The organism is Paenibacillus sp. QJM3NY_38 (assembly GCF_056173265.1).
Window position 1 is genome coordinate 2,978,980 of the sequence record NZ_CM149665.1, and the last position, 26,224, is coordinate 3,005,203.

General features: G+C 35.1%; 41 protein-coding genes and 1 pseudogene. All 42 read left to right on the forward strand.

Features of this window, described 5'->3' with window-relative positions; genetic code table 11:
- The first annotated feature begins 36 nt into the window (after positions 1 to 36).
- The 42 genes and pseudogenes from AC0VZ8_RS13760 to AC0VZ8_RS13965 all read left to right on the forward strand — a co-directional run bounded on the left by AC0VZ8_RS13760 (position 37) and on the right by AC0VZ8_RS13965 (position 26,223).
- The gene (locus AC0VZ8_RS13760; RefSeq protein ID WP_475487217.1) at positions 37 to 732 is read left to right on the forward strand and encodes a DNA-methyltransferase; all 696 of its coding nucleotides are present in this window, start codon (positions 37 to 39) and stop codon (positions 730 to 732) included.
- Between the two features lie 36 nt (positions 733 to 768).
- Positions 769 to 1,248, forward strand: a complete 480-nt coding sequence (locus tag AC0VZ8_RS13765) for a DNA N-6-adenine-methyltransferase (protein ID WP_475487218.1) — start codon at positions 769 to 771, stop codon at positions 1,246 to 1,248.
- A gap of 45 nt (positions 1,249 to 1,293) precedes the next feature.
- A complete protein-coding gene (locus AC0VZ8_RS13770) occupies positions 1,294 to 2,049 on the forward strand; it encodes a DNA adenine methylase (protein WP_475487219.1) in 756 nt (251 codons plus the stop codon).
- A 12-nt stretch (positions 2,050 to 2,061) separates the two neighbouring features.
- Positions 2,062 to 2,385: a hypothetical protein gene (locus AC0VZ8_RS13775; protein ID WP_475487220.1), complete on the forward strand. Its 324-nt coding sequence runs from the start codon at positions 2,062 to 2,064 to the stop codon at positions 2,383 to 2,385.
- 44 nt (positions 2,386 to 2,429) lie between these two features.
- The gene (locus tag AC0VZ8_RS13780) at positions 2,430 to 2,612 is read left to right on the forward strand and encodes a hypothetical protein (RefSeq protein WP_475487221.1); all 183 of its coding nucleotides are present in this window, start codon (positions 2,430 to 2,432) and stop codon (positions 2,610 to 2,612) included.
- A gap of 37 nt (positions 2,613 to 2,649) precedes the next feature.
- Positions 2,650 to 2,826, forward strand: coding sequence for a hypothetical protein (locus AC0VZ8_RS13785; protein WP_475487222.1), 177 nt, complete (start codon positions 2,650 to 2,652; stop codon positions 2,824 to 2,826).
- On the forward strand, positions 2,826 to 3,026 hold the full coding sequence (locus AC0VZ8_RS13790; RefSeq protein WP_475487223.1) for a hypothetical protein: 201 nt from the start codon (positions 2,826 to 2,828) through the stop codon (positions 3,024 to 3,026). The genes AC0VZ8_RS13785 and AC0VZ8_RS13790 overlap by 1 nt, the downstream gene beginning before the upstream one ends.
- A 33-nt stretch (positions 3,027 to 3,059) precedes the next feature.
- Positions 3,060 to 3,242 carry a hypothetical protein gene (locus AC0VZ8_RS13795; RefSeq protein WP_475487224.1) on the forward strand — a complete coding sequence of 61 codons (183 nt, stop codon included), beginning with the start codon at positions 3,060 to 3,062 and terminating at the stop codon, positions 3,240 to 3,242.
- A 42-nt stretch (positions 3,243 to 3,284) separates the two neighbouring features.
- Entirely contained in the window at positions 3,285 to 3,488 is a 204-nt protein-coding gene (locus AC0VZ8_RS13800) for a hypothetical protein (protein WP_475487225.1), read from the forward strand.
- Between the two features lie 79 nt (positions 3,489 to 3,567).
- Positions 3,568 to 4,644 (forward strand): hypothetical protein, encoded by a 1,077-nt coding sequence (locus AC0VZ8_RS13805; protein WP_475487226.1) that lies wholly within the window; start codon positions 3,568 to 3,570, stop codon positions 4,642 to 4,644.
- A 1-nt stretch (position 4,645) separates the two neighbouring features.
- Entirely contained in the window at positions 4,646 to 5,056 is a 411-nt protein-coding gene (locus AC0VZ8_RS13810; RefSeq protein ID WP_475487227.1) for a hypothetical protein, read from the forward strand.
- A gap of 46 nt (positions 5,057 to 5,102) precedes the next feature.
- Positions 5,103 to 5,252: a hypothetical protein gene (locus AC0VZ8_RS13815; protein ID WP_475487228.1), complete on the forward strand. Its 150-nt coding sequence runs from the start codon at positions 5,103 to 5,105 to the stop codon at positions 5,250 to 5,252.
- Positions 5,253 to 5,558: 306 nt separating this feature from the next.
- Positions 5,559 to 5,762, forward strand: a complete 204-nt coding sequence (locus AC0VZ8_RS13820; RefSeq protein WP_475487229.1) for a hypothetical protein — start codon at positions 5,559 to 5,561, stop codon at positions 5,760 to 5,762.
- A gap of 10 nt (positions 5,763 to 5,772) precedes the next feature.
- Positions 5,773 to 6,000, forward strand: coding sequence for a hypothetical protein (locus AC0VZ8_RS13825; protein WP_475487230.1), 228 nt, complete (start codon positions 5,773 to 5,775; stop codon positions 5,998 to 6,000).
- Between the two features lie 332 nt (positions 6,001 to 6,332).
- On the forward strand, positions 6,333 to 6,560 hold the full coding sequence (locus AC0VZ8_RS13830) for a hypothetical protein (protein WP_475487231.1): 228 nt from the start codon (positions 6,333 to 6,335) through the stop codon (positions 6,558 to 6,560).
- Positions 6,550 to 6,777: a hypothetical protein gene (locus AC0VZ8_RS13835; protein ID WP_475487232.1), complete on the forward strand. Its 228-nt coding sequence runs from the start codon at positions 6,550 to 6,552 to the stop codon at positions 6,775 to 6,777. The genes AC0VZ8_RS13830 and AC0VZ8_RS13835 overlap by 11 nt, the downstream gene beginning before the upstream one ends.
- Before the next feature lie 19 nt (positions 6,778 to 6,796).
- Complete coding sequence (locus AC0VZ8_RS13840) at positions 6,797 to 7,063, forward strand: hypothetical protein (protein WP_475487233.1); 267 nt, start codon at positions 6,797 to 6,799, stop codon at positions 7,061 to 7,063.
- 48 nt (positions 7,064 to 7,111) lie between these two features.
- A complete protein-coding gene (locus AC0VZ8_RS13845) occupies positions 7,112 to 8,371 on the forward strand; it encodes a ribonucleotide-diphosphate reductase subunit beta (protein WP_475487234.1) in 1,260 nt (419 codons plus the stop codon).
- 2 nt (positions 8,372 to 8,373) lie between these two features.
- Complete coding sequence (locus tag AC0VZ8_RS13850) at positions 8,374 to 10,890, forward strand: ribonucleoside-diphosphate reductase subunit alpha (RefSeq protein WP_475487235.1); 2,517 nt, start codon at positions 8,374 to 8,376, stop codon at positions 10,888 to 10,890.
- A 73-nt stretch (positions 10,891 to 10,963) separates the two neighbouring features.
- The gene (locus tag AC0VZ8_RS13855) at positions 10,964 to 11,773 is read left to right on the forward strand and encodes a pyrophosphohydrolase domain-containing protein (protein ID WP_475487236.1); all 810 of its coding nucleotides are present in this window, start codon (positions 10,964 to 10,966) and stop codon (positions 11,771 to 11,773) included.
- A 59-nt stretch (positions 11,774 to 11,832) separates the two neighbouring features.
- Positions 11,833 to 12,665, forward strand: a pseudogene (gene thyA, locus AC0VZ8_RS13860) (thymidylate synthase).
- Positions 12,662 to 13,147: a dihydrofolate reductase gene (locus AC0VZ8_RS13865; RefSeq protein WP_475487237.1), complete on the forward strand. Its 486-nt coding sequence runs from the start codon at positions 12,662 to 12,664 to the stop codon at positions 13,145 to 13,147. The pseudogene thyA and the gene AC0VZ8_RS13865 overlap by 4 nt, the downstream one beginning before the upstream one ends.
- A gap of 306 nt (positions 13,148 to 13,453) precedes the next feature.
- A complete protein-coding gene (locus AC0VZ8_RS13870; RefSeq protein WP_475487238.1) occupies positions 13,454 to 13,753 on the forward strand; it encodes a lysostaphin resistance A-like protein in 300 nt (99 codons plus the stop codon).
- A 14-nt stretch (positions 13,754 to 13,767) separates the two neighbouring features.
- Entirely contained in the window at positions 13,768 to 13,998 is a 231-nt protein-coding gene (locus tag AC0VZ8_RS13875; RefSeq protein ID WP_475487239.1) for a hypothetical protein, read from the forward strand.
- 534 nt (positions 13,999 to 14,532) lie between these two features.
- On the forward strand, positions 14,533 to 14,976 hold the full coding sequence (locus AC0VZ8_RS13880) for a hypothetical protein (RefSeq protein ID WP_475487240.1): 444 nt from the start codon (positions 14,533 to 14,535) through the stop codon (positions 14,974 to 14,976).
- Positions 14,973 to 15,359, forward strand: coding sequence for a hypothetical protein (locus AC0VZ8_RS13885; RefSeq protein ID WP_475487241.1), 387 nt, complete (start codon positions 14,973 to 14,975; stop codon positions 15,357 to 15,359). Before AC0VZ8_RS13880 ends, AC0VZ8_RS13885 begins: the two co-directional genes overlap by 4 nt.
- Complete coding sequence (locus AC0VZ8_RS13890) at positions 15,325 to 15,678, forward strand: BC1872 family protein (RefSeq protein WP_475487242.1); 354 nt, start codon at positions 15,325 to 15,327, stop codon at positions 15,676 to 15,678. The genes AC0VZ8_RS13885 and AC0VZ8_RS13890 overlap by 35 nt, the downstream gene beginning before the upstream one ends.
- 294 nt (positions 15,679 to 15,972) lie before the next feature.
- Complete coding sequence (locus tag AC0VZ8_RS13895; RefSeq protein WP_475487243.1) at positions 15,973 to 16,575, forward strand: GIY-YIG nuclease family protein; 603 nt, start codon at positions 15,973 to 15,975, stop codon at positions 16,573 to 16,575.
- Positions 16,576 to 16,627: 52 nt separating this feature from the next.
- Entirely contained in the window at positions 16,628 to 17,011 is a 384-nt protein-coding gene (locus tag AC0VZ8_RS13900; RefSeq protein ID WP_475487244.1) for a hypothetical protein, read from the forward strand.
- Between the two features lie 41 nt (positions 17,012 to 17,052).
- Complete coding sequence (locus tag AC0VZ8_RS13905; RefSeq protein WP_475487245.1) at positions 17,053 to 17,784, forward strand: metallophosphoesterase family protein; 732 nt, start codon at positions 17,053 to 17,055, stop codon at positions 17,782 to 17,784.
- A 217-nt stretch (positions 17,785 to 18,001) separates the two neighbouring features.
- Positions 18,002 to 18,166, forward strand: a complete 165-nt coding sequence (locus AC0VZ8_RS13910) for a hypothetical protein (protein WP_475487246.1) — start codon at positions 18,002 to 18,004, stop codon at positions 18,164 to 18,166.
- A 39-nt stretch (positions 18,167 to 18,205) separates the two neighbouring features.
- The gene (locus AC0VZ8_RS13915; RefSeq protein WP_475487247.1) at positions 18,206 to 18,628 is read left to right on the forward strand and encodes a hypothetical protein; all 423 of its coding nucleotides are present in this window, start codon (positions 18,206 to 18,208) and stop codon (positions 18,626 to 18,628) included.
- Positions 18,629 to 18,645: 17 nt separating this feature from the next.
- Positions 18,646 to 18,897 (forward strand): hypothetical protein, encoded by a 252-nt coding sequence (locus AC0VZ8_RS13920; protein ID WP_475487248.1) that lies wholly within the window; start codon positions 18,646 to 18,648, stop codon positions 18,895 to 18,897.
- Between the two features lie 80 nt (positions 18,898 to 18,977).
- The gene (locus tag AC0VZ8_RS13925) at positions 18,978 to 19,415 is read left to right on the forward strand and encodes a hypothetical protein (RefSeq protein WP_475487249.1); all 438 of its coding nucleotides are present in this window, start codon (positions 18,978 to 18,980) and stop codon (positions 19,413 to 19,415) included.
- Between the two features lie 43 nt (positions 19,416 to 19,458).
- Positions 19,459 to 20,025 (forward strand): metallophosphoesterase, encoded by a 567-nt coding sequence (locus tag AC0VZ8_RS13930; protein WP_475487250.1) that lies wholly within the window; start codon positions 19,459 to 19,461, stop codon positions 20,023 to 20,025.
- A 5-nt stretch (positions 20,026 to 20,030) separates the two neighbouring features.
- Complete coding sequence (locus AC0VZ8_RS13935) at positions 20,031 to 20,516, forward strand: IDEAL domain-containing protein (protein ID WP_475487251.1); 486 nt, start codon at positions 20,031 to 20,033, stop codon at positions 20,514 to 20,516.
- Between the two features lie 110 nt (positions 20,517 to 20,626).
- A complete protein-coding gene (locus AC0VZ8_RS13940; RefSeq protein ID WP_475487252.1) occupies positions 20,627 to 21,583 on the forward strand; it encodes a ParM/StbA family protein in 957 nt (318 codons plus the stop codon).
- The gene (locus AC0VZ8_RS13945) at positions 21,568 to 21,852 is read left to right on the forward strand and encodes a hypothetical protein (RefSeq protein WP_475487253.1); all 285 of its coding nucleotides are present in this window, start codon (positions 21,568 to 21,570) and stop codon (positions 21,850 to 21,852) included. Before AC0VZ8_RS13940 ends, AC0VZ8_RS13945 begins: the two co-directional genes overlap by 16 nt.
- A gap of 329 nt (positions 21,853 to 22,181) precedes the next feature.
- Complete coding sequence (gene dnaE, locus AC0VZ8_RS13950; RefSeq protein ID WP_475487254.1) at positions 22,182 to 25,295, forward strand: DNA polymerase III subunit alpha; 3,114 nt, start codon at positions 22,182 to 22,184, stop codon at positions 25,293 to 25,295.
- Positions 25,285 to 25,428: a hypothetical protein gene (locus AC0VZ8_RS13955; RefSeq protein WP_475487255.1), complete on the forward strand. Its 144-nt coding sequence runs from the start codon at positions 25,285 to 25,287 to the stop codon at positions 25,426 to 25,428. The genes dnaE and AC0VZ8_RS13955 overlap by 11 nt, the downstream gene beginning before the upstream one ends.
- Entirely contained in the window at positions 25,415 to 25,636 is a 222-nt protein-coding gene (locus tag AC0VZ8_RS13960; protein ID WP_475487256.1) for a hypothetical protein, read from the forward strand. The genes AC0VZ8_RS13955 and AC0VZ8_RS13960 overlap by 14 nt, the downstream gene beginning before the upstream one ends.
- Positions 25,637 to 25,647: 11 nt before the next feature.
- On the forward strand, positions 25,648 to 26,223 hold the full coding sequence (locus AC0VZ8_RS13965; RefSeq protein ID WP_475487257.1) for a RusA family crossover junction endodeoxyribonuclease: 576 nt from the start codon (positions 25,648 to 25,650) through the stop codon (positions 26,221 to 26,223).
- Position 26,224 lies beyond the last annotated feature (1 nt).

The following is a 26,224-nucleotide window of genomic DNA, read 5'->3' on the forward strand; positions in this document are numbered from 1 at the left end:
ATTAATCAGATTTATCAAATGGACTGCCTAGAAGGTATGAAACTAATACCAGATAGGTCAATAGATATGATACTATGCGACTTACCCTATGGAACAACTCAGAACAAATGGGATTCTGTAATAAATTTAGAGTCATTATGGAAGCAATACAATAGAATTATCAAAGATAATGGAGCCATTGTATTAACTGCTCAAACCCCGTTTGATAAGATACTTGGTTGCAGTAATTTGAAGATGCTTAGGTATGAATGGATATGGGAGAAGACAACAGCAACTGGACACCTAAATGCCAAGAAAATGCCAATGAAGGCACATGAAAATATTTTAGTGTTCTATAAGAATTTGCCTGTATATAACCCTCAGAAGACAACAGGTCACTCTCCGGTTCACTCTTACACTAAACATCAAGATGACGGTAGTAACTATGGTAAGACAAAAGCTGGAATTAGTGGAGGAGGAAGCACAGAACGCTATCCAAGAAGCGTCCAAGTTTTTTCTACCGATAAACAAAAAGAAGCATTTCATCCAACTCAAAAGCCTGTTGCGTTGTTTGAATATTTAATAAAAACATACACAAATGAAGGCGACATTGTTCTTGATAATTGTATAGGATCTGGAACTACTGCTGTAGCCGCACTAAAGAATAATCGCAGATTTATTGGATTTGAAACAGAATCAAAATACATAGAAATAGCAAATAAGAGAATTGATAATGTGTATCAAAATACATAGTGAAGGATTGATATATTGACTGGAAGAGTTACCGGAATGGGAGGACATCAGTCGGCCAGAATGATGAAAGATGAATGGCTGACCCCACCCAGCATTATTAAAAGTCTAGGGGAATTCGATTTAGATCCATGTTCACCAATTTATAGGCCATGGAATACGGCGAAGAAACATTACACCATAGAAGATGATGGGCTCAAACAAGAATGGTTTGGTAGGGTTTGGATGAACCCTCCCTATGGGACAGAAGCAGCAACATGGCTCGATAAACTAAGTAAGCATGGCAATGGGATTGCTTTAATTTTTGCTAGAACAGAAACCAAGATGTTCTTTGAACATGTATGGGAGAAAGCGGATGCGCTACTGTTCTTCAGAGGGAGATTATTTTTCCATCATGTAGATGGAGAAAAAGCTAGAGCTAATGCTGGTGCTCCATCAGTATTGATTGCATATGGAGATAATAATGTTGAAGCACTTGAGCATGTTCAAGAGTGGGGCAAGTTTATTGATTTAAGATAAATCACTATAAAAGAACTGTTTTATAAAGAAAGGAGATATTAATTATTGAATAGTCCAATTAAATGGCGTGGAGGCAAGAGAAACTTGAGGAAAGAAATTATCAAAATGATTCCCGAACACCATTGTTATATAGAGCCTTTTGCTGGAGGGCTATGGGTGTTATTTGGAAAAGATAAAAGCAAAGTGGAAGTTGTTAATGATATCGATAAAAATTTAATCAATTTCTATAGTGTATTAAAGAATAACTATAATGATTTCATCGAGAAGTTCAATACATATTTGGTAAGTAGAGATGAATTTGAGTATCTGAAAAACTGTGAAGATAATAATATGAATGATGTAATGGCGGCTTATAAATTTTACTATATAAATAAAAATAGTTTTGGTGGTGATATGACATCATTTAATTCATATTATCGTGATGCTCCTTACTTAAATGAGTCTGCTATAAAACTTTTAAAGAAAGCTCATGAGCGCTTAAAAACAGTATGGATTGAGAATCTCAATTATAGCGAAATTATCAACAAGTTTGATAAACCAGATTCTTTCTTCTTTTTTGACCCCCCGTATTATGAGACAAACAACGGTAGCTACAAAGATGGTAAGAATATCGATTTTGAAGAACTACGGCAACAACTAAAGAATGTCAAAGGCAAATTTTTGCTTACAATTAATGATAATACATATACCAGAGATTTAATGAAGGATTTCAATATTCATGAAGTCGATGTGCAGTACAGTATGTCTAAGGACGCAAGTGGTAGAGGTAAATTTGGTGAACTAATGATTACAAATTACTAAAGAGGTAAATATATGAAGATAATTCGACTTCCTGAAGGTGGAAATGAAATAATATCTGATAACTATGACTTGGCACAGTTGATCCAAGAAAGACTTGGGTATGATGCTGCGGAGTCGATCAGAGAGTTAGTTAAAGAGTCTGAAAGAGAACATATAAGAGCAGAGAGTGATTTACTATCATATGAATTATCTTTAGAGGAAAATAGAGAAGCTTTTAATGACTTGTTGGATGACTGTAATACTATATCTATAGAACTTCAGAAATCGAGATTAGATAAGCAAAGACTCGGGAAGGTAATCAGTAATATGAAAAGCAAAATTTTAAGACAGTTATAAAGATGATGAAATACTAGTTTCATTAAGAAAGGAGGGAATGATAGATGTTGCTATCTCAAAACGAAATCAATGAGAAGTTGCAGAAACTACGTGAGCAAAGAGCACACATTAATGAGATGATCGACTATTACGAAAACATGAAACAGCGGGCGATTGCTGAAGAATATCGTGGTTACTATGTACTAGAAACAAAAGATACATATAAGAAACCAATTGTCAGATACTGAAATACAAAATATTTTATCGAGAAGAGGAGTTATGAATATGGGGATTCTTGATCAGATGAAAGAAACATTTAGACTTTTGACACAGGCAAAAGAAGATTTACAGGAGTGGCTTGATGCAATTGAGGGAGACATGAGTTTCAATGCAGATGCAATTGAAGAAACTAAATCACTAATTTTAGAAATTGAAACCTTTCTTCACGAAGTAGGTGCTTAATGGATAAATACGAAGCCATCGAAAAGTATGAAGCTCGAATAGCTGAATTGGAAGAAAAGAGAAAGTTAACTTTATCAACCCTTGAAGACAAGGATGTAGCCAAACACTCTAGTGTTGTATTCAAGGATGTAGCAGATATTGATGTAGAAATTGCAATCTACATTGATGTTATTGAGACAATTAGTTCTTTAGAAATCTAATATTGTATGTCATAGGGAAAGGTTGAGGTAAGAATGGATCTCGAAAAACAGCTATTTGATAGAGTAGTTAAGTTCATGATTGATAACGGAATTAAATGTGACGAATATGTTGCTCAAAGTGACCATGTAATAGAAAATGCATATGAGTTTATTGAGGATTTATTTAATATTGTTGAACCACGATTGCCAGCATCGTTTTTATATGCAGATGAGTAATTTTAATAAATGTGAGATTTCATAGGAAATGGAGGTGGAGAGATGAGTTTAAAGAAAACGATGGAATACATAGAACAACATAAAGAAGAGTATTTAGCAAGAAAGAAAAACGAACGTAAATTCATCTGTGATCACTGCTTGAAGACAAGAGATGTAAATCAAAAAGCTCCGTACACATCAGAAGATGAGGATCAGGTGTTTTGTCAGCCATGCATTGACGATTATCACGAAACCGGAGAATGGTAGATGCCCAATGAAAGGCGTATTTCATTAGGAAGGATGATGAAAAATAAAGTCCAATATATTCATCCCACAGAAAATTAAAGTGGGATTCCAAAATCGAGAAAATACATATACCAAAAAACTTGCCTATGTAATCTATTACGATCACAAGAATAAACTGAGGAAAGAAGCATCATGGCAAGGTTGGCGGGATGAAAAAATCGAACCAATTGATTATGATAATGAGCCATTATCGGGCTTTGTACTAAATAAAAAGGTAGGGGACTATGTTTCTGACTGGAATCATCGTCAGGCATATGTGCGAGTGTATGACCCAAGAGGATTTGAGTTTGAAATCACCATTGAGAATCTGCTGTATATCCTGGAAAACGCAAACTCAATCAAAGGCAAAGGGCTTGAAGGTGAGTTTGTATATGGATGGGATGGAAAAGAGCTTGTTTTAATTCCAACTGACTCCCCTGATTATCAAGAAATCAACTCATTCAATAAAATCTTACATGAGAAAAAATACATTAAGTCAAAAGAACTTGTACTTGGGGCAACTTACAAAACCAAAGATAACCAAGAACTAATATATATGGGCAGATTCGATTATTGGGGAACGAAATGGAATCGTGACAATAACTCTTACGAAAATGTAAATAAAGGAAAGCATTATTACTTCGCACAAGAAACCACAACCTACCGTAAGAAACCTGATCTTCACATTGTCAATTTAAAATCATTGGGCGATAAAATCATTGAATGTGTTAATGGAGAGTGTCATGAGCGATATGCAGATATGTTTGAGATGCTTGAGCACAAATCATGCTACTCGCCATACGACAGTAGTAAAGATGAATATGTTTATTACGCCAAAGATAGATTTTGCGAAAAGGTTAAGGCGAAAATTGACAAATACTATTGGCATTACTCAACTTCTGTTTATATTGATAATAATGAAAATGGAAATGTTGAAGTTTGCGGTGCTGATAGAGAAAGTGGGATTTATCAAATTAAACAAAATCAAAAAGTCCCTAGCAGGTGGGGAGGATATGAACAAAAGAAAGTCGCTCTATTCTCTGGTTCACTTGAGGACATTTGGGAAAGATATAAGCCTAGATTCAGAAACAAATATCTAGTGAATGGAAAACTATATCAAAACGGAGATGAAGATTAATATGGCAAATCAAAACGATCAAAAAATTCTTAAGTTGAAAGAACAAATTGAAGAGAAAAAGAAAATGGTTAGCAAGTCTAAAAAATTCTCACCAGTTACAAACTGTTCGATTGAACTTGATGGTGTCAGACACAATATCCAGGTATTAACCAAAGAACAATTAATTCAGATGTTGATCAAACTAAATGCCTATGCTATTTCTGCCACGGATCTTGGCTTATTAGATGAATATACTATTAGTGGATACAAGGTGACAGAATGGATTGAAGACTTGCAAGCTAAACTTGATTACATTAATCGAAAAAATGAAGAACAGAAACTGAAATCAATGGAAGCGAAACTAGATAAGTTGCTATCCGATGAGAAGAAAGTTGAATTAGAAATTGATGAAATTGAGGAACTGTTGAAGTAGTTTGATAATAGCAGCATTTTACAATAAAAATACAGGAGAATAAACAATGGAAAATGAAAAGCAAATGTTGATGGGTAATATAGCAAGAATAATTTTATCAGATGATGTCGAAGAAATAGAAAACATGAGGGCATGGGCACACAAGAGAATTGATGATATGGCTGATTATAAAATACAAAAAATCAGTGAGAATTAAAGCATGAAAGTCAAATTTTATAAAGAATAAGGAGACATATGATCTTAGTAATTTGTTTAATAGTTGGATATTTCCTATCAGCGCTTTTATGCTATGTTGGCAATAAGAAGATGCTTAAGCATGAAAGATGGGAACCTGACTGGTTCCTGGTGCTAGTAGTTTTCATTCCTTTTGTGAATACGATATGGGGAGTTTTGAATATGCTTGAATATACAAAAAGAACTAGCAAAGTTCCGAATAAGTTTTATGGTGAGAATAAGCAAGATTGAAGAAATGCACATTTTATACAAGAAGGAGTACGAATAAATGTATGAATTAAACAAAGAGGAACTAGCAATGATCATGGCAGTTAGAGAAAGCAAAATGTCTCCAATTTCCGTCATGATAGGCACAAGAAACGGTTTTACTGAACACAACAAAAATGGTGATTGGGATAATGTTATAGATATTTGGGATAAGCACCTAGAGTCTTTAGTTTCTCAGGATGAAGAAGACGAGTATCAAATTTAAGAGAATTGAGGTGGCAATTATCAAGCTTTTATGTATTAACAATGTCGTATTGAACGATGGAACATTGGCCTTTAGTGAAGGCAAAGAGTATAAAGGATACAAAACAAGTTTGCGCGATATGTACACATTCAAAAGAGTGATTCGTGCTAAGAATAATCAGGGCGATAGACATATCATCAAAGAAATTGATTCTGATAGGCTTGATACATTCTATAGTAAACACTTTTTAGAAATCTGATGAAATGTACCTTTTATTGAGAAAAGTAGGAGGGGTTAAATGCGATACGCGAGAAAGTATGGAGTCATCATCGTACTGTTTGTCATATTACTCTCTACATTGATTAATACCCATAGAACTAATAAAACATACGATGAGTTGTTTGAAGCATTTATTGATGCAAGAACATTGATCAATAAGCAGACAGAATACATTAACGAGTTGACCGAGTACATGAAAAATGTTAACGAAAAATATAATGACAATGAGTCCTTGATAAATAATAACAAATACGAGCTTGACTCCAATCAATAGAATAAATATAATTAAGTTCTATAAATATAAAGGTGGTGATGAGTATCGCAACAATTCTTAAAAACAAGACAACAGGGCAACTTGGGACACTTGAATATTCAATGTTCGGTGGAAGTGTTCATTGGTACGATGTCGATGGCTGCTTTTGTAAAGGTTTGGGTCAACGTTTAGACAACATTCTAAATCAATGGGACATCGTTGACTTGCCTCCTGGCTATGAAGTTGGAGAGTATGGTGGTGTAAGGAGGCTGATAAATGAGGACTGAGTATGAGTTATTGGATGTGTTGCTGAATTGTTTTGAGAAAGATGTAGGCACCGATAGAGAAGAATTGTTGCATGATGATAGATACGTCACATCTGCACTAAAGAAGCAACTAGGAACAAAAGTATTCAAGGAATACGATGTACTTGATGAGCAGACTTGGCGTAATGCCTGGTTAGAGTTTGGGATAAGAAAGTGGAAGAAGCAAATAAATGCATAACGGAATGATGGAGGACGATATGAATATTAACCCGACAATGAGTGAAATGATCGAGATTTTTAAAGATGCCAAAGAGTTTGGGGCTAACTACATTGCAGTAAAAATTGAAATGGATGGTTTCGAAAAGCCAGAAGTCATCATTAATGAGAAAGCAAATATCGATACTAAGCTCGCTTATTACAAGAATACATATAATGAAGATCTGACTCATAAGTATTCCAGTGGAATCAGAATCGTGAATTACTCTTACGGTAATACATATGATGAGTTCATGTATAACCTGTAAGAGTAATTAAATAGATAAAAATACATAAAAGAAGGATGATGAATTAGGTTGCCGAAATTGATCACTAAACGTAATGGAGCCACAGTTGAATTTAATACTGAGAAAATTACAAATGCCATTCAGAGAGCAGGAATTCAAACAGGAGAGTTTGACGCAGTAGAAGCAAAAAGATTGACTCTAGATGTATTAGAGTTGATGAAAAATGATACATATGATGGTTTGACTGTTGAAAATGTACAGGATTTAGTAGAGACGGTATTACTGAAATCCGAATACAAGACTACTGCTAAAGCATATATCATCTATCGTGAAAAGCGAATGCAAGCAAGAAAACCAGATATTTTTAAATATCGCTTGAACTTGAAGCCATATGAATATCCTGAACTTATTGAATATAAAGAAGCCATCCAACATTCTTACTGGCTGCACACTGAATTTAATTACACTTCAGACATTCATGATTTTAAATCTAGCGTAAGCGACAGTGAGAGAAACGCAATCAAAAATGTAATGCTCGCTATTGCACAAGTTGAAGTTGCAGTAAAGACATTCTGGGGAGATTTATATCACCGTCTCCCGAAGCCAGAGGTCGGTGCTGTAGGACATACATTTGCAGAGAGTGAAGTTCGTCATCACGATGCATACTCGCATCTGCTTGAGATCCTGGGTTTGAATGAGGAGTTTGAAAAAATCAAGGAAATCCCTGCTCTAAATCATCGTGTAGAATATTTGACTAAAGCAGCTCATTTGGCACGTACAGGCAATGAGAAAGACTTTGCTCTCTCAGTCCTGTTATTCTCATTGTTTATTGAGCATGTATCACTATTTTCTCAATTCCTGATTATCATGTCTTTTAATAAATATAAAAACATATTCAAAGGAATGTCCAATGTAATTGAAGCTACATCCAAAGAAGAGCAGGTTCATGGGTTGTTTGGAATTGAACTTATCAATATCATTCGTAAAGAAAATCCTGAGTGGTTTAATGAGCAATTAGAGAAGACAGTGGTACAATCATGTATTGAAGCTTACAATTCCGAAGAAATGGTCATTGATTGGATTTACGAATCAGGCGAATTAAGTTTTTTACCAAAAGAAATCGTCAAAGAATTTGTTAAGAATCGTCTCAATAACTCCTTAAAAAGTATTGGATATAAACCTGTCTTTGAAGTTAATGAGAAACTAGTAGAAGAAACCGATTGGTTTAATGAAGAGTTACTTTCGACAAAACATGTGGACTTCTTTGTAAAGCGATCAGTTAACTACAGTAAACGTACACAGAGCATTTCAGGCGATGATTTATTTTAGCAATGAGTAATTACATATCTGGCATATATAAAATAACCAATAAAATAAATGGAAAATCCTACATTGGTCAATCTCGCAACATAAAAAGACGTTGGACTGAACACACCTCTGGGCGTGAAAACTCCGTAATTAGTCAGGCGATCCAGAAGTACGGTGAGGAGAATTTCGAGTTCGAAGTTATTGAAGAGTGCCCACCTAGTGAGCTAGACAGCAAAGAAACATATTATATAAAGTGCTTTAAGACACTCGGTGGTGGCTATAATATGACACTAGGTGGAGATGGGGTTAAGGGGTATGGCTCTGTTCTAAGTTACGACTTAATACCAGAAGTAATAAGAGACTTAAAAAGCGATCTTTATATATATGAAATAGCAGAAAAATATGGATGTACGCCTGCTGCAATTGGAAATGTTAATAACGGAAAAGCTTGGAAGATTGAGGGGATTGAGTATCCACTCAAAGATAGAAGTGCTGAAATACTTGAAATGAATAAAGAACAATTGATCAAAGATGTTGCCACACTTAATTTCAAAGAAGCAGGGAAGAAGTATGGGATGAGTGGCAATGGAGTTAAGCACTGGTGCAGGGTACTAGGATTACCGGATAGTATAGAAGACTTAAAGATTCTGTATGGAAACTATTTCTTTGTCGAGGTTATATTTGATAACAAAAAGATGGCGGAAGTCAATACCATACAAAGTCTTGTAGACTATGTTTACAATAATAAGTTATCTGGATCTTCTAGCAAAAGTCACATAAGGGCTAGTATTAGACGTGTTATTACAGGAGAAAGAAAATCATATTTAGGAATGAAAATAAAAGAGGTTGCATTGGAGGACATTCACACAATGAAATGGTTAAATGAAAACAGCAAAAGTTTTTTATCGAGAGGTTATCTAACAGAAGGAGTTACTGCAGAGCAGCGAATTTGCACAATAGCAGACACAGCGGAAAAAATTCTCGACATTGAAGGATTTGCCGATAAATTTTATGACTATATGGAAAAGGGATACTACTCACTGTCTTCTCCTGTATGGGCTAATTTTGGAATTGACAAAGGTCTTCCAATTAGCTGCTTCGGATCTTATCTCTCGGACAATATGGGAGACATTCTATACACCACATCTGAGGTTGGAATGATGAGTAAGTTTGGTGGAGGAACTTCTGGATATTTTGGTGAACTTCGACATAGAGGAGCGCCAATTAAAAACAATGGGGAATCCTCTGGTGCTGTTCATTTCATGAAACTGTTCGAATCCGCTATGGATATTGTTAGCCAAGGAAGTACAAGACGTGGAAGATTTGCTCCGTATCTACCTATTGACCACCCCGATATCGAAGAATTTTTAAAGATTGGTACAGAAGGCGATCCCATTCAGGAATTGACTCACGGAGTAATTGTTTCAGATGAGTGGATGAAAGAGATGATCTCTGGCGATAGCGAAAAACGTGCTCTGTGGGCCAAAGTTATTCAGCGGCGTGTTGAGATTGGCTACCCATATATTTTCTTCTCAGATACAGTTAATAAAAATACGGTCGATGTTTATAAGGATAAAAATCTAAAAATTTATGCAAGTAATCTCTGCAGTGAAATAGCTTTACCAAGTAATGAGGATTGGTCGTTTGTTTGCAATCTCTCTTCAATGAATATTTTGCATTATGATGAATGGAAAAATACAGATGCTGTTGAAACAATGGTGTTCTTCTTGGATGCCGTAATGACTGACTTTATCGAAAAGCTAGAGAAGATGCGCGACTCTGAGCACAGAGAAGATAACCTGGCGTTTAACTTTATGGAGAAGACATATAACTTTGCTAAGGCCAATCGTGCGTTAGGTGTTGGGGGATTGGGATGGCACTCTTACCTTCAATCAAAAATGATCCCATTTGAGAGCCTAGAAGCATCTAAATTGAACTCTCATATTTTTAGTTTCATTCAGAAGAAAGCTCATGAAGCATCGAGAGAATTGGCGACAATTTACGGGGAACCGGAAGTGTTGAAAGGCTACGGCAGACGAAACGCAACGCTCACGGCTATTGCGCCAACTACGTCATCTGCATTTATTCTGGGTCAAGTTTCGCAAAGTATTGAGCCAATATGGTCTAATTGCTACGTTAAAGACATTGCTAAAATTAAGGTAACAATTCAAAATCCATATTTAAAAGAAGTTTTAAAAACATATGACAAAGATACAAAAGAGACATGGAATAGCATTCGAGACAATGATGGTTCGGTGCAGCATCTCAACTTCTTAAGTCAAAATGAAAAAGAAGTTTTCAAAACATTTAGTGAAATTGACCAGTATGTCATTTTGGATCAGGCTTCAACTCGACAATTATTCTTAGATCAGAGTCAATCTTTGAATATTACAGTTAACCCAAAGATGTCAGCCAAGGAAATCAACGAACTATATTTATTTGCATGGGAAAATAAAGTTAAAACACTTTACTACCAACACAGTACTAATGCGGCTCAACAATTTAGTAAAGATAAACTTTGCTCATCCTGCGAAGCATAATATTTATAATATATTAAAATAAACATTATAAAAAAAGCCTTTTAATTAAGGCTTTTAGGGGGACAAAATACATATGAAACAACCATTTCATCCAGAAATCGATAAACCTTGCTTCATCAAGGGCATTAACAAGAAAGCTATCATCAAACAAATTGAGGGAGATAAGTTGCTTTTGACTTATTTCTCTCGTGAAAATGATCAGCGTATTACAGCCTGGTTTAATGTTGGTCAAGTTGAGGGGTATAGACCTAAGAAATTGAAACAAGTAGCAGTTGCATTGAATAAAGTTGCCAACCATACTGCTGTATCAGCATCAGAGATTGCTAAGTGTTTGTTGGTTGCTGCTGATGCTATTTTGAACCGGACACCTAAGACTCAATTTGAACAGGTGAGAGAGTTTCATAAAGCATTCAATTGTCCTGCGCCTGATGTACCAACTCCTTTGAGCGATAAACTTGTAATCAATCGTGCTGCATATATTGTAGAAGAAGTCATTGAGCTGCTACATGCCACTGCTGGTGATGATGAACGTTTCGAGGAATTTTATAATGAACTCATCAATCGAGCACAAAAGTCTTATAAAAAACAATTAACTAAGGCATATCCTAAAAACAAACTAATCGGTCAAGTAGATGCCTTTACTGATATCCTTTATTTTGCTAATGGAGGATTTACTGAAATGGGTGTTGTTCCCGATAAAATCTTTAACATTGTGCATCAGGCAAATATGGGGAAAATTTTCCCTGACGGGAAGCCTCGCTATAATGAAGTCGGTAAGGTTATTAAGCCTGACAACTGGGAACATGATTTTGCACCAGAAAAACATATTGAAAAAGAAATTGAAAGACAAGTTGAACTAAGTTCGAAGCGATTTAAAAACTGAAATTCAATAAGACAGTGGTATAATATCACTGTCTATAATTATTTTTAGGGGAGTTCACAATGAGTAGATATGACATTATCTATAAAGGTTTAGTAGAGGATATAATTGAAAATGGATTATGGGATAAAGATCAAAAGGTGCGCACAAAATGGGCAGATGGTTCGTCTGCATATACTAAAAGCATAATATCTAAGCAATTAAAATTTGATAATCATGAAGTTCCGATTCTTACCACAAAACGTGTGGCCTGGAAAACAGCAATTCATGAATTGTTGTGGTTTTATGTGCAACGTACAAGCGATGTTGCATATCTTCAAGAAAACAACGTGAAGATATGGGAAGAGTGGACGAGGACAGATGGAACAATTGGCAAAGCATATGGTTACCAACTAGGCAAGCCAATTCCCAAACCACAAGGTGTTACTAATCAAGTGGATAATCTTATATATGAGCTAAAAATAACCCAGCGTCACGCCGACATGTCATATCACTCTGGAATATTGATGATCTTCATGAAATGTCATTATATCCTTGTGTTTGGCATAATCAATGGCTAGTCAAGGAAGGTAAGCTTCACTTAATTGTCGGAGTTCGTAGTAACGATGTTGCGTTGGGACAACCATTCAACATCTTTCAATATTACGTCCTACAGCGCATGATTGCGCAAGTCTCTGGATATGAAATAGGTACACTTACCTTTAATATTAATGACACACATGTTTATGAACGACATATCGAACCTCTTCAAGAGCAAATACAAAGAGAGCCATATGAAGCTCCCGAGTTATGGGTTAACCCAGAAATTAAAAATTTTGATGACTTTACAATAGAAGATTTTAAATTGATTGATTATGTCCACCATGGAAAAATTTCAATGGAGGTAGCTATTTGACGTTATCTATAATTGTGGCATACGACCGGAATCGTCTAATTGGGGCAGAATACTCTCTGCCCTGGACTGTTCCTGCAGACATGGCTCATTTCAAAAACACAACTATTAACAAAACTGTGGTGATGGGTAGAAAAACGTATGAATCGATAGGAAGACCCTTACCACAACGTAATAACGTAATTCTAACCAGAGATAACAACTATACCGCACTTAGCTGTTTAACGCTCTTTAGTGTTGAGGGTGTGCTAAATTTAGCCAACAGTCTTGAAGAGGAAGTAATTATTATTGGTGGCAGCGAGTTATACACACAATTTTTGCCTTATGTGAATAAAATGTACATAACTGAAATTGACGCAACTTTTGTAGGCGATGCTTATTTTCCAGCATTTAATTCAGACGAATGGTTCTTAACCAATGCAGCTTATATTCCCAAAGGAGATAAGACCCCATATGATCTCATCATTAAAGAATTAATAAAATAAATATAATTAAACTATTTACACAACTAAATATAGGTGTTACACTAAGTACATGAAATTAATCATGTGCTTTTTTATTTGGAGAGGAAGTGAGTGTGAATAGTACAAGTCCTAATAAGTTTAGTCCCTACTGTAATCATGTACTTTATCTTACTACATAGTAAACGATGGATTAGCGATGATCTGAACAGAGCCAGAGAACCTGGCATCCAAGCAAAAATTATAGAATCATTTATTATCTCACTCTTTGGATTTTGTATCTTAGCCAGCATTTCAAGTCTATACATAGAATCACCGATTGTTAATCAAATGTCTACAACTACACCAATCATCTACGTATATGCGGTCTTCTTCAGTCCAGTATTCGAGGAATTGATATGCAGAAAGGTAATACAAGATCAATTAAACAAATATATACAAAACAATTATTCGTTAACTATTTCGGCTTTGATATTCGCAACATTACATTTTAATTTATCAGCTTTCCTGGGACACTTCTTTATTGGTCTTGTGTGGGGGTATTACTACAAGAAAACAGGGAATATCTTTGTGCCAATTTTCAGCCATTTTTTGTTCAACTATTTTACCTTACTAATTCAATCATTTTAGAGAGGATGATTCATATGAAATTAAGCCATGCTGCAAATACGATTTTGTCAATTTGTTGGGAAGGCGAGGAGCCAAGGGGCACAAGTTTTGTAATCGGAGATACATATAGTTTTAGAGGTACGGAATTTAAGGCTACAGAAAATACATATGATGAATTGGTTAAAAACGAAGAATTATCGAGTAAACCCTATAAAGTTATTCGCTTTGGCAAGGTAGTTAATGTAATTGGAAGGAAGGTGGGCTGATTGAAAATTGACAATAGTGTAATCGAAAGGTATATGGTTCAATGCCCAACCAGCACTAATAAATGTGAATCATTTAGAGAGATTAATGACAAGATTATGCGAGCCATACATACTGGAAGAACTTCCAGAACAGAGAACGGAAGAACATACATCAACTATTATCATAATTGTTTTGTGGTTGAAGGAAATCGTGTCGTAGACCTATATATTGATCGTAAAAACTACTGGTATGTCAAAGAACACGTAAAAAGTGCGTATGATCGTAAATTTCTCAAAATTGTAGTTTAAAAAAGTCAATGTTTATAAGGGTTTTTTGAAGCATATTTCTTGATGAAAGCCGTTTTTTTCAAAAGTTAAAAAAAAGGGGGAAAGAAATGAGAGTAACAGAAGAACGTCAATGTAATTGTCACAACTGCCTTAGATTTTCGCATTATGCGATTGAAATTAGGTACGGAAGCAGCGGTTGCTTTTATCTATGCGCTAAATGCGCTGATGCACTCAAAGACGAATTGAAAGAAGTTCGGGAGGGTGGATATGAATAACCAAGTAAAGCTAATAGAAGACCTTGAGAAAGTCATTCGTCACGAACTCAGCAACTTTCCGACAAATCAAACCGTGGTTTTGGGTGGAGCCTTTGCGCAGCTTCTAGACATAGCAAAACACAAATCTGACACCCCACCAGTACCTACAATAGGTTGCTCAGAATGCGATTACAAAGGCTATTTTGAGTACGAAACCGGAGTTGTAGACGAGGGAACGCGTATCAAAGAGATCGCAAAAGAGCCGTGTGACTGCGTAATTGATCGAGTACCCACCATTAAGCCGGGAGATAAGGTTCGAATTACAGATGCTTTGAATAGATCTTGTATTGGTAAAGAAGACATTGTAACCCATATCAGTGGTTCAGCGCCTTATAGCGCAAGACTAGAGAACTTCCTGGGAGACTGGCCATTTTCCAGTTTGGAGGTAGTGGAATGAGTAGAGACATATGGCAAGAAAATCAGATTTGCGTAGAACATGGTCGTCATCGTTGTGATATATGTGCTTGGATTGATGAACTGAAATCACAAGCTGCAGCAGAGAAAGAACGGGCAGATAAGGCAGAACGCAAAGAGCAGAAATTGAAGGAATCATTGGAGCACTGCATCAAGGAATTTCCTCAATGGGATTCAAAAGAGATTGCAGGAACGCTGATGGTCGATTACATGAACAACATCCTATCTATCCTTTACCCAAAGGAGGAAACAAAACCGGCAGTATTAGAGGATGACGACATCGTGAAATCAATGAATGCTGGTCCGATTAACTTTGATTTGGAGGAAAAAAATGAAACGGGAAGAGCTGTTGAAGAGATGGAATAAGGCATCATCAACTCAAAAAAGCAAATGGGTTTCCGAGTTTATATTCGATCAACCTGTTAAAAGTGTTGACTGGATCGGCCATTTCATAACCCATAAAGAGACAGGTTACGAATATAGAATGCCTATCTACGTTGAGAATATTTCAGCTGCATGGGAAGTGGAAGAGAAAATAAAAGAGATCGGCGGCCTAATGATCGGTTACTACATGACAGAGCTAATTCTGATTGTTGGAAATACAGGATTTGATTTAGTTCATGCCTCGCCTGAACAACGTTGTAAGGCCGCATTACTGGCAGTATTAGAGGAGGAAGAGGCATGATCAACTGGATAAAGCGATTATTTTGCAAACACGATTACCAACATTTCAAGAAGGTAAGCAAGTTTCAGAATTTACGTGGAGATCGGATATACATCATTTGTACAAAGTGCGGGCACGAGCAAGGATCATACTTTAGTGAACATTTTTAGAGAGGATATCAACCTTCCAGGGGAGGAAACATGAAAAGAGTATACAATAAGTTGATTTCAATAATAAAAGAGTGGGCATGGGGTCTGAAGTATTTGGATTAAAACAACTTAATAAAATTCTAGTTCTATAGAAAAAGGAGGATTTATGTCTTACTTATATAGATTTATAGATAATAATAATAATATTATATATCTTGGGAAAACAAAGGATATAGATAGACGAATCAATAGAGAGCATTTTACTAAAACAGGACACTTACCACTTAAATGCTATGAGGATACACTAAGAGTTGAGTACACTAGAGTGAAAAATAACACTGAGATGGATTTTTATGAAGTTTATTATATTAAAAAATATAGACCAAAATACAATATTCAATTCATGGACGATGATGAGTTATCTTTTACTTTGGATGAATTGGAATGGAATACATATAAGGTTATTTTACCTAAAATTGAAAAGAAGGAAACTAAAAGACCCCTTTATAAGAGACTGTTAGTAGATAAAGAGCCACTTGAAAAAGTTGCATTGGAATTTTTAGAAGTTGCATCCCAAGTAGGGATTACTAAAAAAGAGATTAAGCAATCCTTAGATAAAATATGGATACCATCGTTAATAAATGAAGACCATACCGTGTCATCAAGTGAAGTCAAAGAACTGTATAAGAATATTATGAGTCTATTAGAAAAGCTGGATACAGAAATACATAGTTTTATTATCGCTGAAGAACATGCATATGTAGTTTAAAAAATCTCTATAAAATACCTGTTTTATCTAAATACACAAAGGGAGTCCTTATATGACCGTTATAATTAAAAAACCAAACAAAGAAGAATTAACAAGTAAAGGGTTTACTAATCGTATTAAGATTAACCCAACTCAAACTAAAAATTCACTCATGGAGTACGGATTCACTAATTACAATAAGCCAATTTTATACTATATGGAAATGGTTGATCGTAATATATCGTTCAACTTATCTGTAGCAGCTGATTCATTAGAAGTAAAAACTATTGATGTTCTTGATGAGGATTGGCTTCAACCTTACGATTATCAGCAGCAAATTCTGAATGGAAGCATCTCAGGTAAGGCTAGGAATACATATAACAAAGTAAACAATATACTATCAAAACTACAGAACGCAGGTATTATTATAGGTTTTGAAAAAGGGATGTACATTTAGAAACAATTTGATAAAACACTTGTTTCATCAAGAATGGAGGAATGGATATTAGAACATTGGCGATCAGTGATATTCATGGTTGTTACGATGAATTTAACCTGTTGCTGAATAAAGTCAACTATCAGCCTCAAGATGATGATTTAATTTTATTGGGTGACTATGTTGATCGTGGAATAAAAAGTAGAGAAGTTGTTGAGCATGTGAAGAAGCTGCATGATGAGTGGGGAGTTGTTGTTCTTAAAGGCAATCACGATGATATGATGGTGAAAGCACTCCTTGGTAATGATGAAGGATTGGACAGTCATTGGTTAAATAATGGAGCTTATCAAACAATAGAAAGTTATTGTGGATTCGATTTTTTTGAAGAGCAGTTTGAATGGGATACATACTTAAGGGCGAAAGAATTTATATTGAAACATTATAGACATCACATTGATTTTCTAGAGTCTTTGTCTTTGTATCATGAATCAGATACGCATATATTTGTACATGCTGGAATTAATCCTTTTTATGAGGATTGGAAGAAGCAATCTGAAGACGATTTTTTATGGATAAGGGATATGTTCTTTAACAATTTAACAGGTCAAGAAAAGACTGCTGTGTTCGGCCATACTCCATGTGCTCATTTGCACTCCTCCTCGGATATATGGTTTAGTCCACTTGGAGACAAGATTGGAATAGATGGTGCTTGTGCTTATGGAAGACAGATGAATTGTCTTGAAATAAATGAAGAAGGTTATAAAACTTATTTTGTAGGTAGGGGAGAAGAATGAAAAAATGAAATGGTTAATTTGGTCAATTCGGACATGGTTCTGTAAGCACGAATGGGAGCGACAGGAATGTCTGTTTACCACATATCACCCTGACTATAATAGAACAACTGCTAAAACAAGGATCTCTGCTACCTGTACAAAATGCGGTTGGCATCGCAAGTACGATAAAATTTAATAAAAGATGCATTTTACTAAAACTTGAAAAGGATGAGTCAAGATGGACATCACTATAAAACAAGAGATAATCGATAAGTTAATATGCAAGTTTAAGGAAGATTATGGACCATTCACGCAAGACAATGGCAATTTTTATCTTCGTGGAGTTGTTGATGCTTTATGGGCATACGAAGAAAAAATGAAAGACAGGAATGTGAGCAAATGAAAGGCGACCTTTACAGAAGAAATGAGGAGAAATTGAAGAATGATACATAAGCTTAAGAAAAAAATTAAAAAGAAGCTTCAGTTGTTTCTAGGTATTAACGAATTAGAGGGCAAACTTAAAATATACATAAATGAAAATAATGGTCGGGTATCTTCTTTCGAAACAAAGTCTTTATTACATGCCCAAATACTGAATAAGCACGATAATAAAATTGCAACTCTTCACGATACACTTTCTAATGTTGTGTCGGTAGGTGCTGATGTTAATCCTAATCGTTATGGCAATTCTAGCTGGACAGTTGTGTGCATTGAAGGAAACTATAATGTTGTTAAATTTATAGACCTAAGCAGCAGAGATGCCCGAGACATTTTGCATGTACTCAAATCTTTTGAATCGTCTCGAAGAGTTTATGATACGCCTATCGGATACTTTCCCAAGGATTGTTTTATCGATTTTTCATAACGAGGGAGAAAGATATTTTGTTTAAACGAATGATTTATGAGCTGGATGAACATTTCGGAGGGCTAAGGAAGTTTGTTACTTTAAGGTTGATACATTGTTATATAGTTATTGCCCTTTGTGTTGGATTTGCATATTTATTAGATCATTGGCTATTAAGAGAACTTACAATCTTTTTATTAATTTTACCGCTTGTTACACCATTAGTTGCTCTTCCTGGTTTTTGGTATCTCGATATTAAGCCGATCACAGACAAAGAACATAAGAGATGAAAACCAACCTCTCTCATTCTCGCTAATACTCGTGAATGCTCTTATTTTTAAGGCTTAAATTCTGATGAAATCTCCATTTTATGAAGAAAGGAATGAATGATATTAGCATCAAAGACAAAATTAAAAAGCGGATTGGAACTTATGTAAAAACTCATTTTAGAAAAATTAATCCGGAGGATTTTAAATTGGGTGAAATTAATTATACACATAGGTGCCACCTAAATGCAGTCCAAAAGATAAGAGAAGGTAAGGCTATTAAAGTATTCTCATGTGTCGCTATTGATAAAGAGGATGAGACGAGTGTTGTAGTACATTTTATAAATCAAAATGAAGAAGGCAAATTTGTAGATCATACATGGGGCTGGATGATGCAGCACTATAACTATTATTTAATAAAAGAAATTGAGGACGTAGAACAGAATATTGTTTGGAAATCATTAATTGAAACCAAGGAATCCTTGTTTAATTTAAATACAAATTGGTTAGAAAGATTGTTTGCCAACAAAAATATTATTTGAAGAATGAAATCCAGATTTTATAAAGAAAGGAAGGATTAAAGAAATGACTGTATTCTACACTGCAGACACACACTTTTGCCATAAAAATATTCTTCGTTATGAGAATAGACCGTATCAAGATACTGAGGAAATGGATGCAGCATTAATTGAGAAATGGAATAATGTTGTAAGTAAGAATGATACGGTCTATCACCTTGGAGACTTTGTTTTTGGTGGAGCTACTAAGTGGGAAAAAATCCTTTCACAGTTGAAAGGTAAAATACATCTTGTAATAGGTAATCATGATGACCAAAAGGTCGTAAAGAAACTGTCTCACTATTTTGAGTCTGTTGAGAATATGATTGTTAAGAATATCGATAAACAGCATCTGTTTTTATTTCACCATCCCATTGAGATTGGTTTAACACCCAATACGTACTCGGTACATGGTCACATCCACGGTATGCCATCCAGAATGATTAATCAAATCAATGTAGGCATAGATAGTATATTTACTAAAGAAAAAGTTGAATTTGGAAACCTGATTCCAGAAGAAATATTAATTGAAGACTTAACCAAAAGAAAAGAAGAGGTTTTGAACCAGCGAAAATTATTAAGCGAGGAGAAGTGATTAAAATGCCTGTACTTGGTAAGACAGAGTTATTCAATATTCTGAATAAACAAATTACTAAAGAGTTTAAAAAAACTCCTAAAAATATCGACTTGCATGTAGATTGGGACTTCATCGACTATGACAAGTCCAATAGAGAATGGTACTTTGACACCATCAAAAGAGATTGGAAATACATAGTAAAATTTCAGGATGGATACTTCAACAGGTTCTTAACGGTCGAAGCAGTAAGAGGATTGATTTTAAATGAATACCCTGATGCTCAAACAATACATATTGACATCCGTGTCAAAGATGACAGCAGTCTTTTGAAGACTAGTACAATTGATGAGATGATTGGTCTCATGAATTTGAAGGTAACCGTTGACCTGGATAATGAAATACTTCCATCAAAAGTGGATCTAAAACACTTAATTGACCTAGCTTTAGATATGGGAAATAAACAGTTATTTATGGAATACACAGCGCAATATAATAGCTATTCTTATTAAATAAACATATACAAATATAATTTAACATGGTACAATCTTAGTGTGTAAAATTGTATTACATCGTCAATAAGTTGTGACGAACTGTGACCAATTGATTAGGAGGCTGTACCATGTCAAACGTTGACTTAAGCGTTATTGATCTTGGATTTAGTTATACTAAAGCAAAAAAGGGAGGGATTACATATATACAGCCATCGATTTCAGGTGAAGCACAACCACTGTTTGAACAAAACATTAAACCAAACGATTTCTTTTACAATGAAGAGTTATTCGTTGGGAATCTTGCTCTAAGACACAGCGAAATCAAATATTTCACATTGAAAGACAATAAGAGCGAAGCTATGACATCTGAAGTTTTGCTAAAGACTGGGTTGGGATATCTGAATCAGAGCCAGCCTTTTAATATGGTTACTGGATTACCAATATCCTTCTACTTTAATCAATTAAGTGATATGGAACAAATGTTAAATTCGATAAGTAGTTCAAACGTGTATTCCATTAAGAAAGGAAAAGGTGCATACCAGAATATTAATCTAAACATAAATAAATATAAGATTGTTCCACAGGGCTATGGTGTGGCGATGGATTATATTCTTGATAGATCAGGAAAGATTGGTCGCCGTGATGTAGCTCGAAAAAGAGTTCTTGTTGTTGATTTAGGATTCTACACACTAAATTTATTGGGCTTAGACAAGTTAGAGATCATGAAAGAATCAGTAAGTGTTTTTCTTGGAGTTGAGAAAGCCTATAAGTTATTGCGCAAATCTTTACTTGAAAAGATAGGTAAAGCTCCAGCCATTTATGAGCTCGATCCCTATGTTATTAGTGGAATCTATGAAGGATATGACATCAGACCGTTAATCCAAAAAGCGTTTAGATCATTGACTATACAGGTTCAAAACGAAATCGATGGACTAAACATCAAGTTTGATTACTATTTAATCGGTGGAGGTGCTGCATTCCAAATATTTGATAATCTCAATCTTCCCAATAAATTCTTATTTGATCAAATATCCCAAATAAACGGATATGAAAAAATAGGGGTGAGACTATGGGGAAGAAAGTAATTATCGCAAGGCTCAGACCAGGTAAGGATGATGACATCAGGCAAGCATTGCAAGAACTGCCACCGTACCATGACGAGAGTGACATTTTAAGAGCAGCATTGAGACAATTCTTATTTGGACATAAGGAAATACAGCCACTACTAGTTCGCAATCAAGATGCTTCTACCCTAGAAATGCAGACTGAATATAGTGAAGATATTTCTTTAAGTCAAATCAAAACAGACAATGATGATCTTGATGAGAAGTTAGATGACTTTATTAAAGAGTAGGCTTTGCCTACTTTATACATATATAGAAAATTGATTAAAGGAGGTGATAAAACTGAGTGTGAAATTGTTTCAAAAGTATTATGTAGAATTTGGAGGACAGTTAGATTTTCAAGGATGGGATTTAATTGTTATCAAGTCTAAGTTGTTTCAATTTAGATGGTTTACGGATTGTGGGTTCCAGTTTTTATATATTCATTTAGGGAAAAAGCATTGGAGAATTTTTTAATGAAACCAATCTTTTATCAAGAAAGGAGTAGATATAAATAGATAATAACTATGTCCTATACCATCTACATTCCGATACAAGCAATCCAACGACCTCAATGTCTATGGATTCAATTACTAAGTTTGAAGAGTACATAGATGCTGCAGAACAAAATGGAATGAGCGCTATATGCTTTTCGGAACATGGCAATATCTTCAACTGGGTTAATAAAAAGAAGACTGTCGAATCTAAGGGATTAAAATACATACATGCTAATGAAGTATATCTTACTGAGCATAACGATAGAGAGCGTGGTTTAATCAGAGATAATTATCATTATATGCTCATCGCAAAGAATTGGGACGGGGTTAAGGAGCTAAACAAATTAACATCAACCTCAAATAACAAAGAAGACGGTCACTACTATTACAATCCACGCCTAACTTTTGATGAACTGTTTAGCACCTCCGACAATATTATTATGACTTCAGCCTGCCTTGCTTCGCCTTTGTGGAGAGCAATCAAAAAAGATAACAAGCAAATGCTCAATAAGTTCATGGATTTCTTTGTGAGTAATAAGCATCGTATGTTTTTCGAGATCCAGTATCACATGCATCCAGAGCAGAAATTATTCAATCAACACCTGTATGAGTTATCCAAAGAGACTGGTATTCCTTTAATTGCTGGGACAGATACTCATTGCTTAAACAGGGATCAAGCAGAAGCTAGAAAGATACTCATGAAAGCAAAAGGCGCAACGTATGGAGATGAAGACTCATTTGATTTAACATTCAAAACTTTTCCTGAACTAGTAAAAATGTTTGAGAATCAGAGTGCAATTCCAAGAAGTGCCTATTTAGAAGCTATATACAATACAAATGTGATGGCAGATATGGTGGAAGTATTTACTTTAAATAAAGAAGCTAAATATCCAAGACTCCATGATGATTCGGAAAAGGTTTTTAAAGAGAAGATCAACATAGGAGTTAAAGAACGCGGTGTGAATAATTTCCCAACAGAAAAGCGGAATGAGTATTTCAAAAGAATTCGTGAAGAGTTTGATACATATAAAACAGTCGGTGCAATCGACTACATGTTACTTCAAAAAGACGTTGTAGATTGGGCGCATAAAAACGGTATCTACCAAGGGTATGGAAGAGGATCAGTAAATGGAAGTCTAATTGCTTATCTATTGAAGATTACTGAAATGGATAGCATTAAACATAAACTGAACTTCTTTAGATTTCTCAACCCCGAACGTATTTCATTGGCCGATATAGATCTTGATTGGCCTCCAAGCAAAAGACAGGATGTAATTGATTATGTAGCTTCGATTCCGGGCATCCATTTCTCAGAAATTATAACGTTTAACACTATAGCTCTTAAGGGAGCCATCAGAGAAGTTGGTAGAGCCTTGAGCATGGAGTTGTCTTTAGTCGATGAGATAGCAAAGTCAGTTTTTAAAGATGAGAAGAAGAAGGATGCTGTTGATAGTCGATATAGAGAACAATATCCTGAGCTATTCAAGTATGTTGATCTAGTTCAAGGAGTCATTATGAGCATCGGCTCTCATCCATCTGGATATGTAGTATCTCCAATTAGCTTAGAAGATAATATCGGTCTTTGCTTCACAAAAGAAAGCAAATACCCAGTAAGTCAGATAAACATGAAAGAGCTGGATGGATTAAACTATGTAAAACTTGATATTCTTGGTCTTGATAATATTGAAATAATAAATGAAACGTGTAAATTAGCTGGAATCGAACGGCTTGTGCCCGACAATATGGATGTAAATGATGAAAAGGTTTGGGAATCTATTAGAGAGTCTGGTTTAGGAATATTTCAATGGGAGTCACAATCGGCAGGAGCATATCTAAAAGATTTATTGAGCCCGGAGACAATAAGTAAAATTAAGAAGCAGCATCCGAACTTTAGTTATATCGAGTTGTTTTCAATTGGAAATGGAGCAATTCGACCATCTGGAGATTCATACAGACAAGCGCTTGCTAACGGGATATTTAAAGATCATGGACACGGAGCGCTCAATAATTTTCTCAAAAATACGATCGGCTATCTAGTATATCAGGAGCAAATAATGAACTTCTTGGTAGAGTTCTGTGACTTCTCAATGGCAGAGAGCGATAACGTAAGACGGGGACTGTCTAAGAAGGAAGGAACGGAAAAGTTCCTACCTGAAATTAGGAAGCGTTTTGTAGAAAAGATGATGGCTGAGTATAACGAAACTGAAGAATCTTCAATATCAGTACTGGAACCTTTCTTGCAAGTAATTGATGATGCACAGCGGTATGGGTTTTCTGATAATCACTCTAACCCTTATTCACACATCGGTTATGGAAATGGTTATCTTAGATATTATTATCCTTTAGCGTTTTTAACGGTAATGCTGAATATCAATAGAGACAACATTGATAAAACAGGTCAGATTATATCATATGCCAAATCTATAGGTATTGATATTCTACCAATTAAATTTGGTAAATCGAGTGCCACATACTCGTATAGTGAAAGCGAAAATGCAATCTATAAAGGATTGGAATCAATAAAATTTCTCAATGCTGCAATTGCAGACCAACTCCTCGAACTTAGTAAGAATACATATGAAACGTTTGTCGATCTATTGGTCGATATATCTCAAAAAACAACCGTGAATTCTCGTCAATTAGATATCCTTATCCGATTAAACTTCTTCTCGATGTTTGGAAATAATGGCTTACTCCTTGCTATTTACAATGAATTCTCTAGCGGAAAGAGTCAATACAAAAAGACGTATGTAGATAAGACTAAAGCTAAACGTATTGAGGAATTGAATCAAGTTGAGCAGCAACTAAGGAATTCTGAAGTAAATTATGAACTTATGCCTAATCAAACGGTAATGTTTGAATATGAAGTGCTAGGTTATGCAAACTCATTATATCCAGAAGTAAATAGCGCCTGGTGTGTAGTGACTGACTTGGATACAAAGTATAGCCCAAAATTAAAACTCTACTCCCTTAAACGTGGTGAAGAAAGACAGTTTAAAATGGATAGAAAAACTTTCAACACAAAGGATACTGCCTTGAAAATTAATAAGGGAGACTTAATCAAAATCACCGATTTTAAAAAGAAATATAAACAATTACCTGATGGAACAGGTGGATTCAAACCAACAGATCAAATAGAATATTGGATTACTGGATACATCAAGTATACCGATAAGGAGAATTTGAATGAGCGTTGATAGTAGATTAAGTAAGCCGAAGGTGGAGGAACTGCTAGAGCGATCAATCACCGATGAAGAATATAGAGAGATAGTTTCCCCCATTCTCTTTCAATTACTTGAGGAGAATGAACAAGCTAATGAGCAGCTTTGATAGATTTCAAACACCTTATCTAGCCATTAGATTTCCAGATCCTCAAGAGCAACAGTCACAAGAGTATTCTTCATGCTCAGGCTGTGAGGAACCCTTAACCGAGTCAGATGTAGCATTGGGGGAAGTTTTGGACATATACGGAATGTGTGTACACGATAATATTGATTGCATTAAAATAGCTGTTCAGGCTAAAACAATTCATATATAAGGAGAGATTATTTGCTTAAACTTATTCTACCATTGCCTGTTTCTATAAATGACTTATACATAAATCAATATATTTGGGATGCAAAAGCCCGAAGACGAGTTCCAAGTGGAAAAAGGATCTTAAGTAAAGAAGGCGAGAAGGTTAAAGGTGAGATAGTAGAAGCTGCACGTAAGCAAGTTTCTCAACAAAGCTGGGATTATGAATATACTAAAGATCACTACTTATATATGGACTCTAATATTTTCTTCAATAGAAAAGGAAGAGATGATAACAATATATATAAACTAAACAATGATGCACTAGAGAAGATTGTCTATGACAACGATAGTAGAATACTCACAAGAACACAAAGGATTTTATACGATAAGAATAACCCAAGAGTTGAACTTACTTTTACACCAGTTGAATACATAGGAATATTTGATAACGAGGAATCTTATAGGCAGTTCACAAATAAATGTCAAGGCTGTACTCGTTATAAACGTAATTGTTCTATATTGAAGGCTGCAACAGAAGGATACGTGCAAGACGAAATAAACAACAATGAATGCTCAGGTTATAAAGAAACAAAAAACAAATCTTCATAAA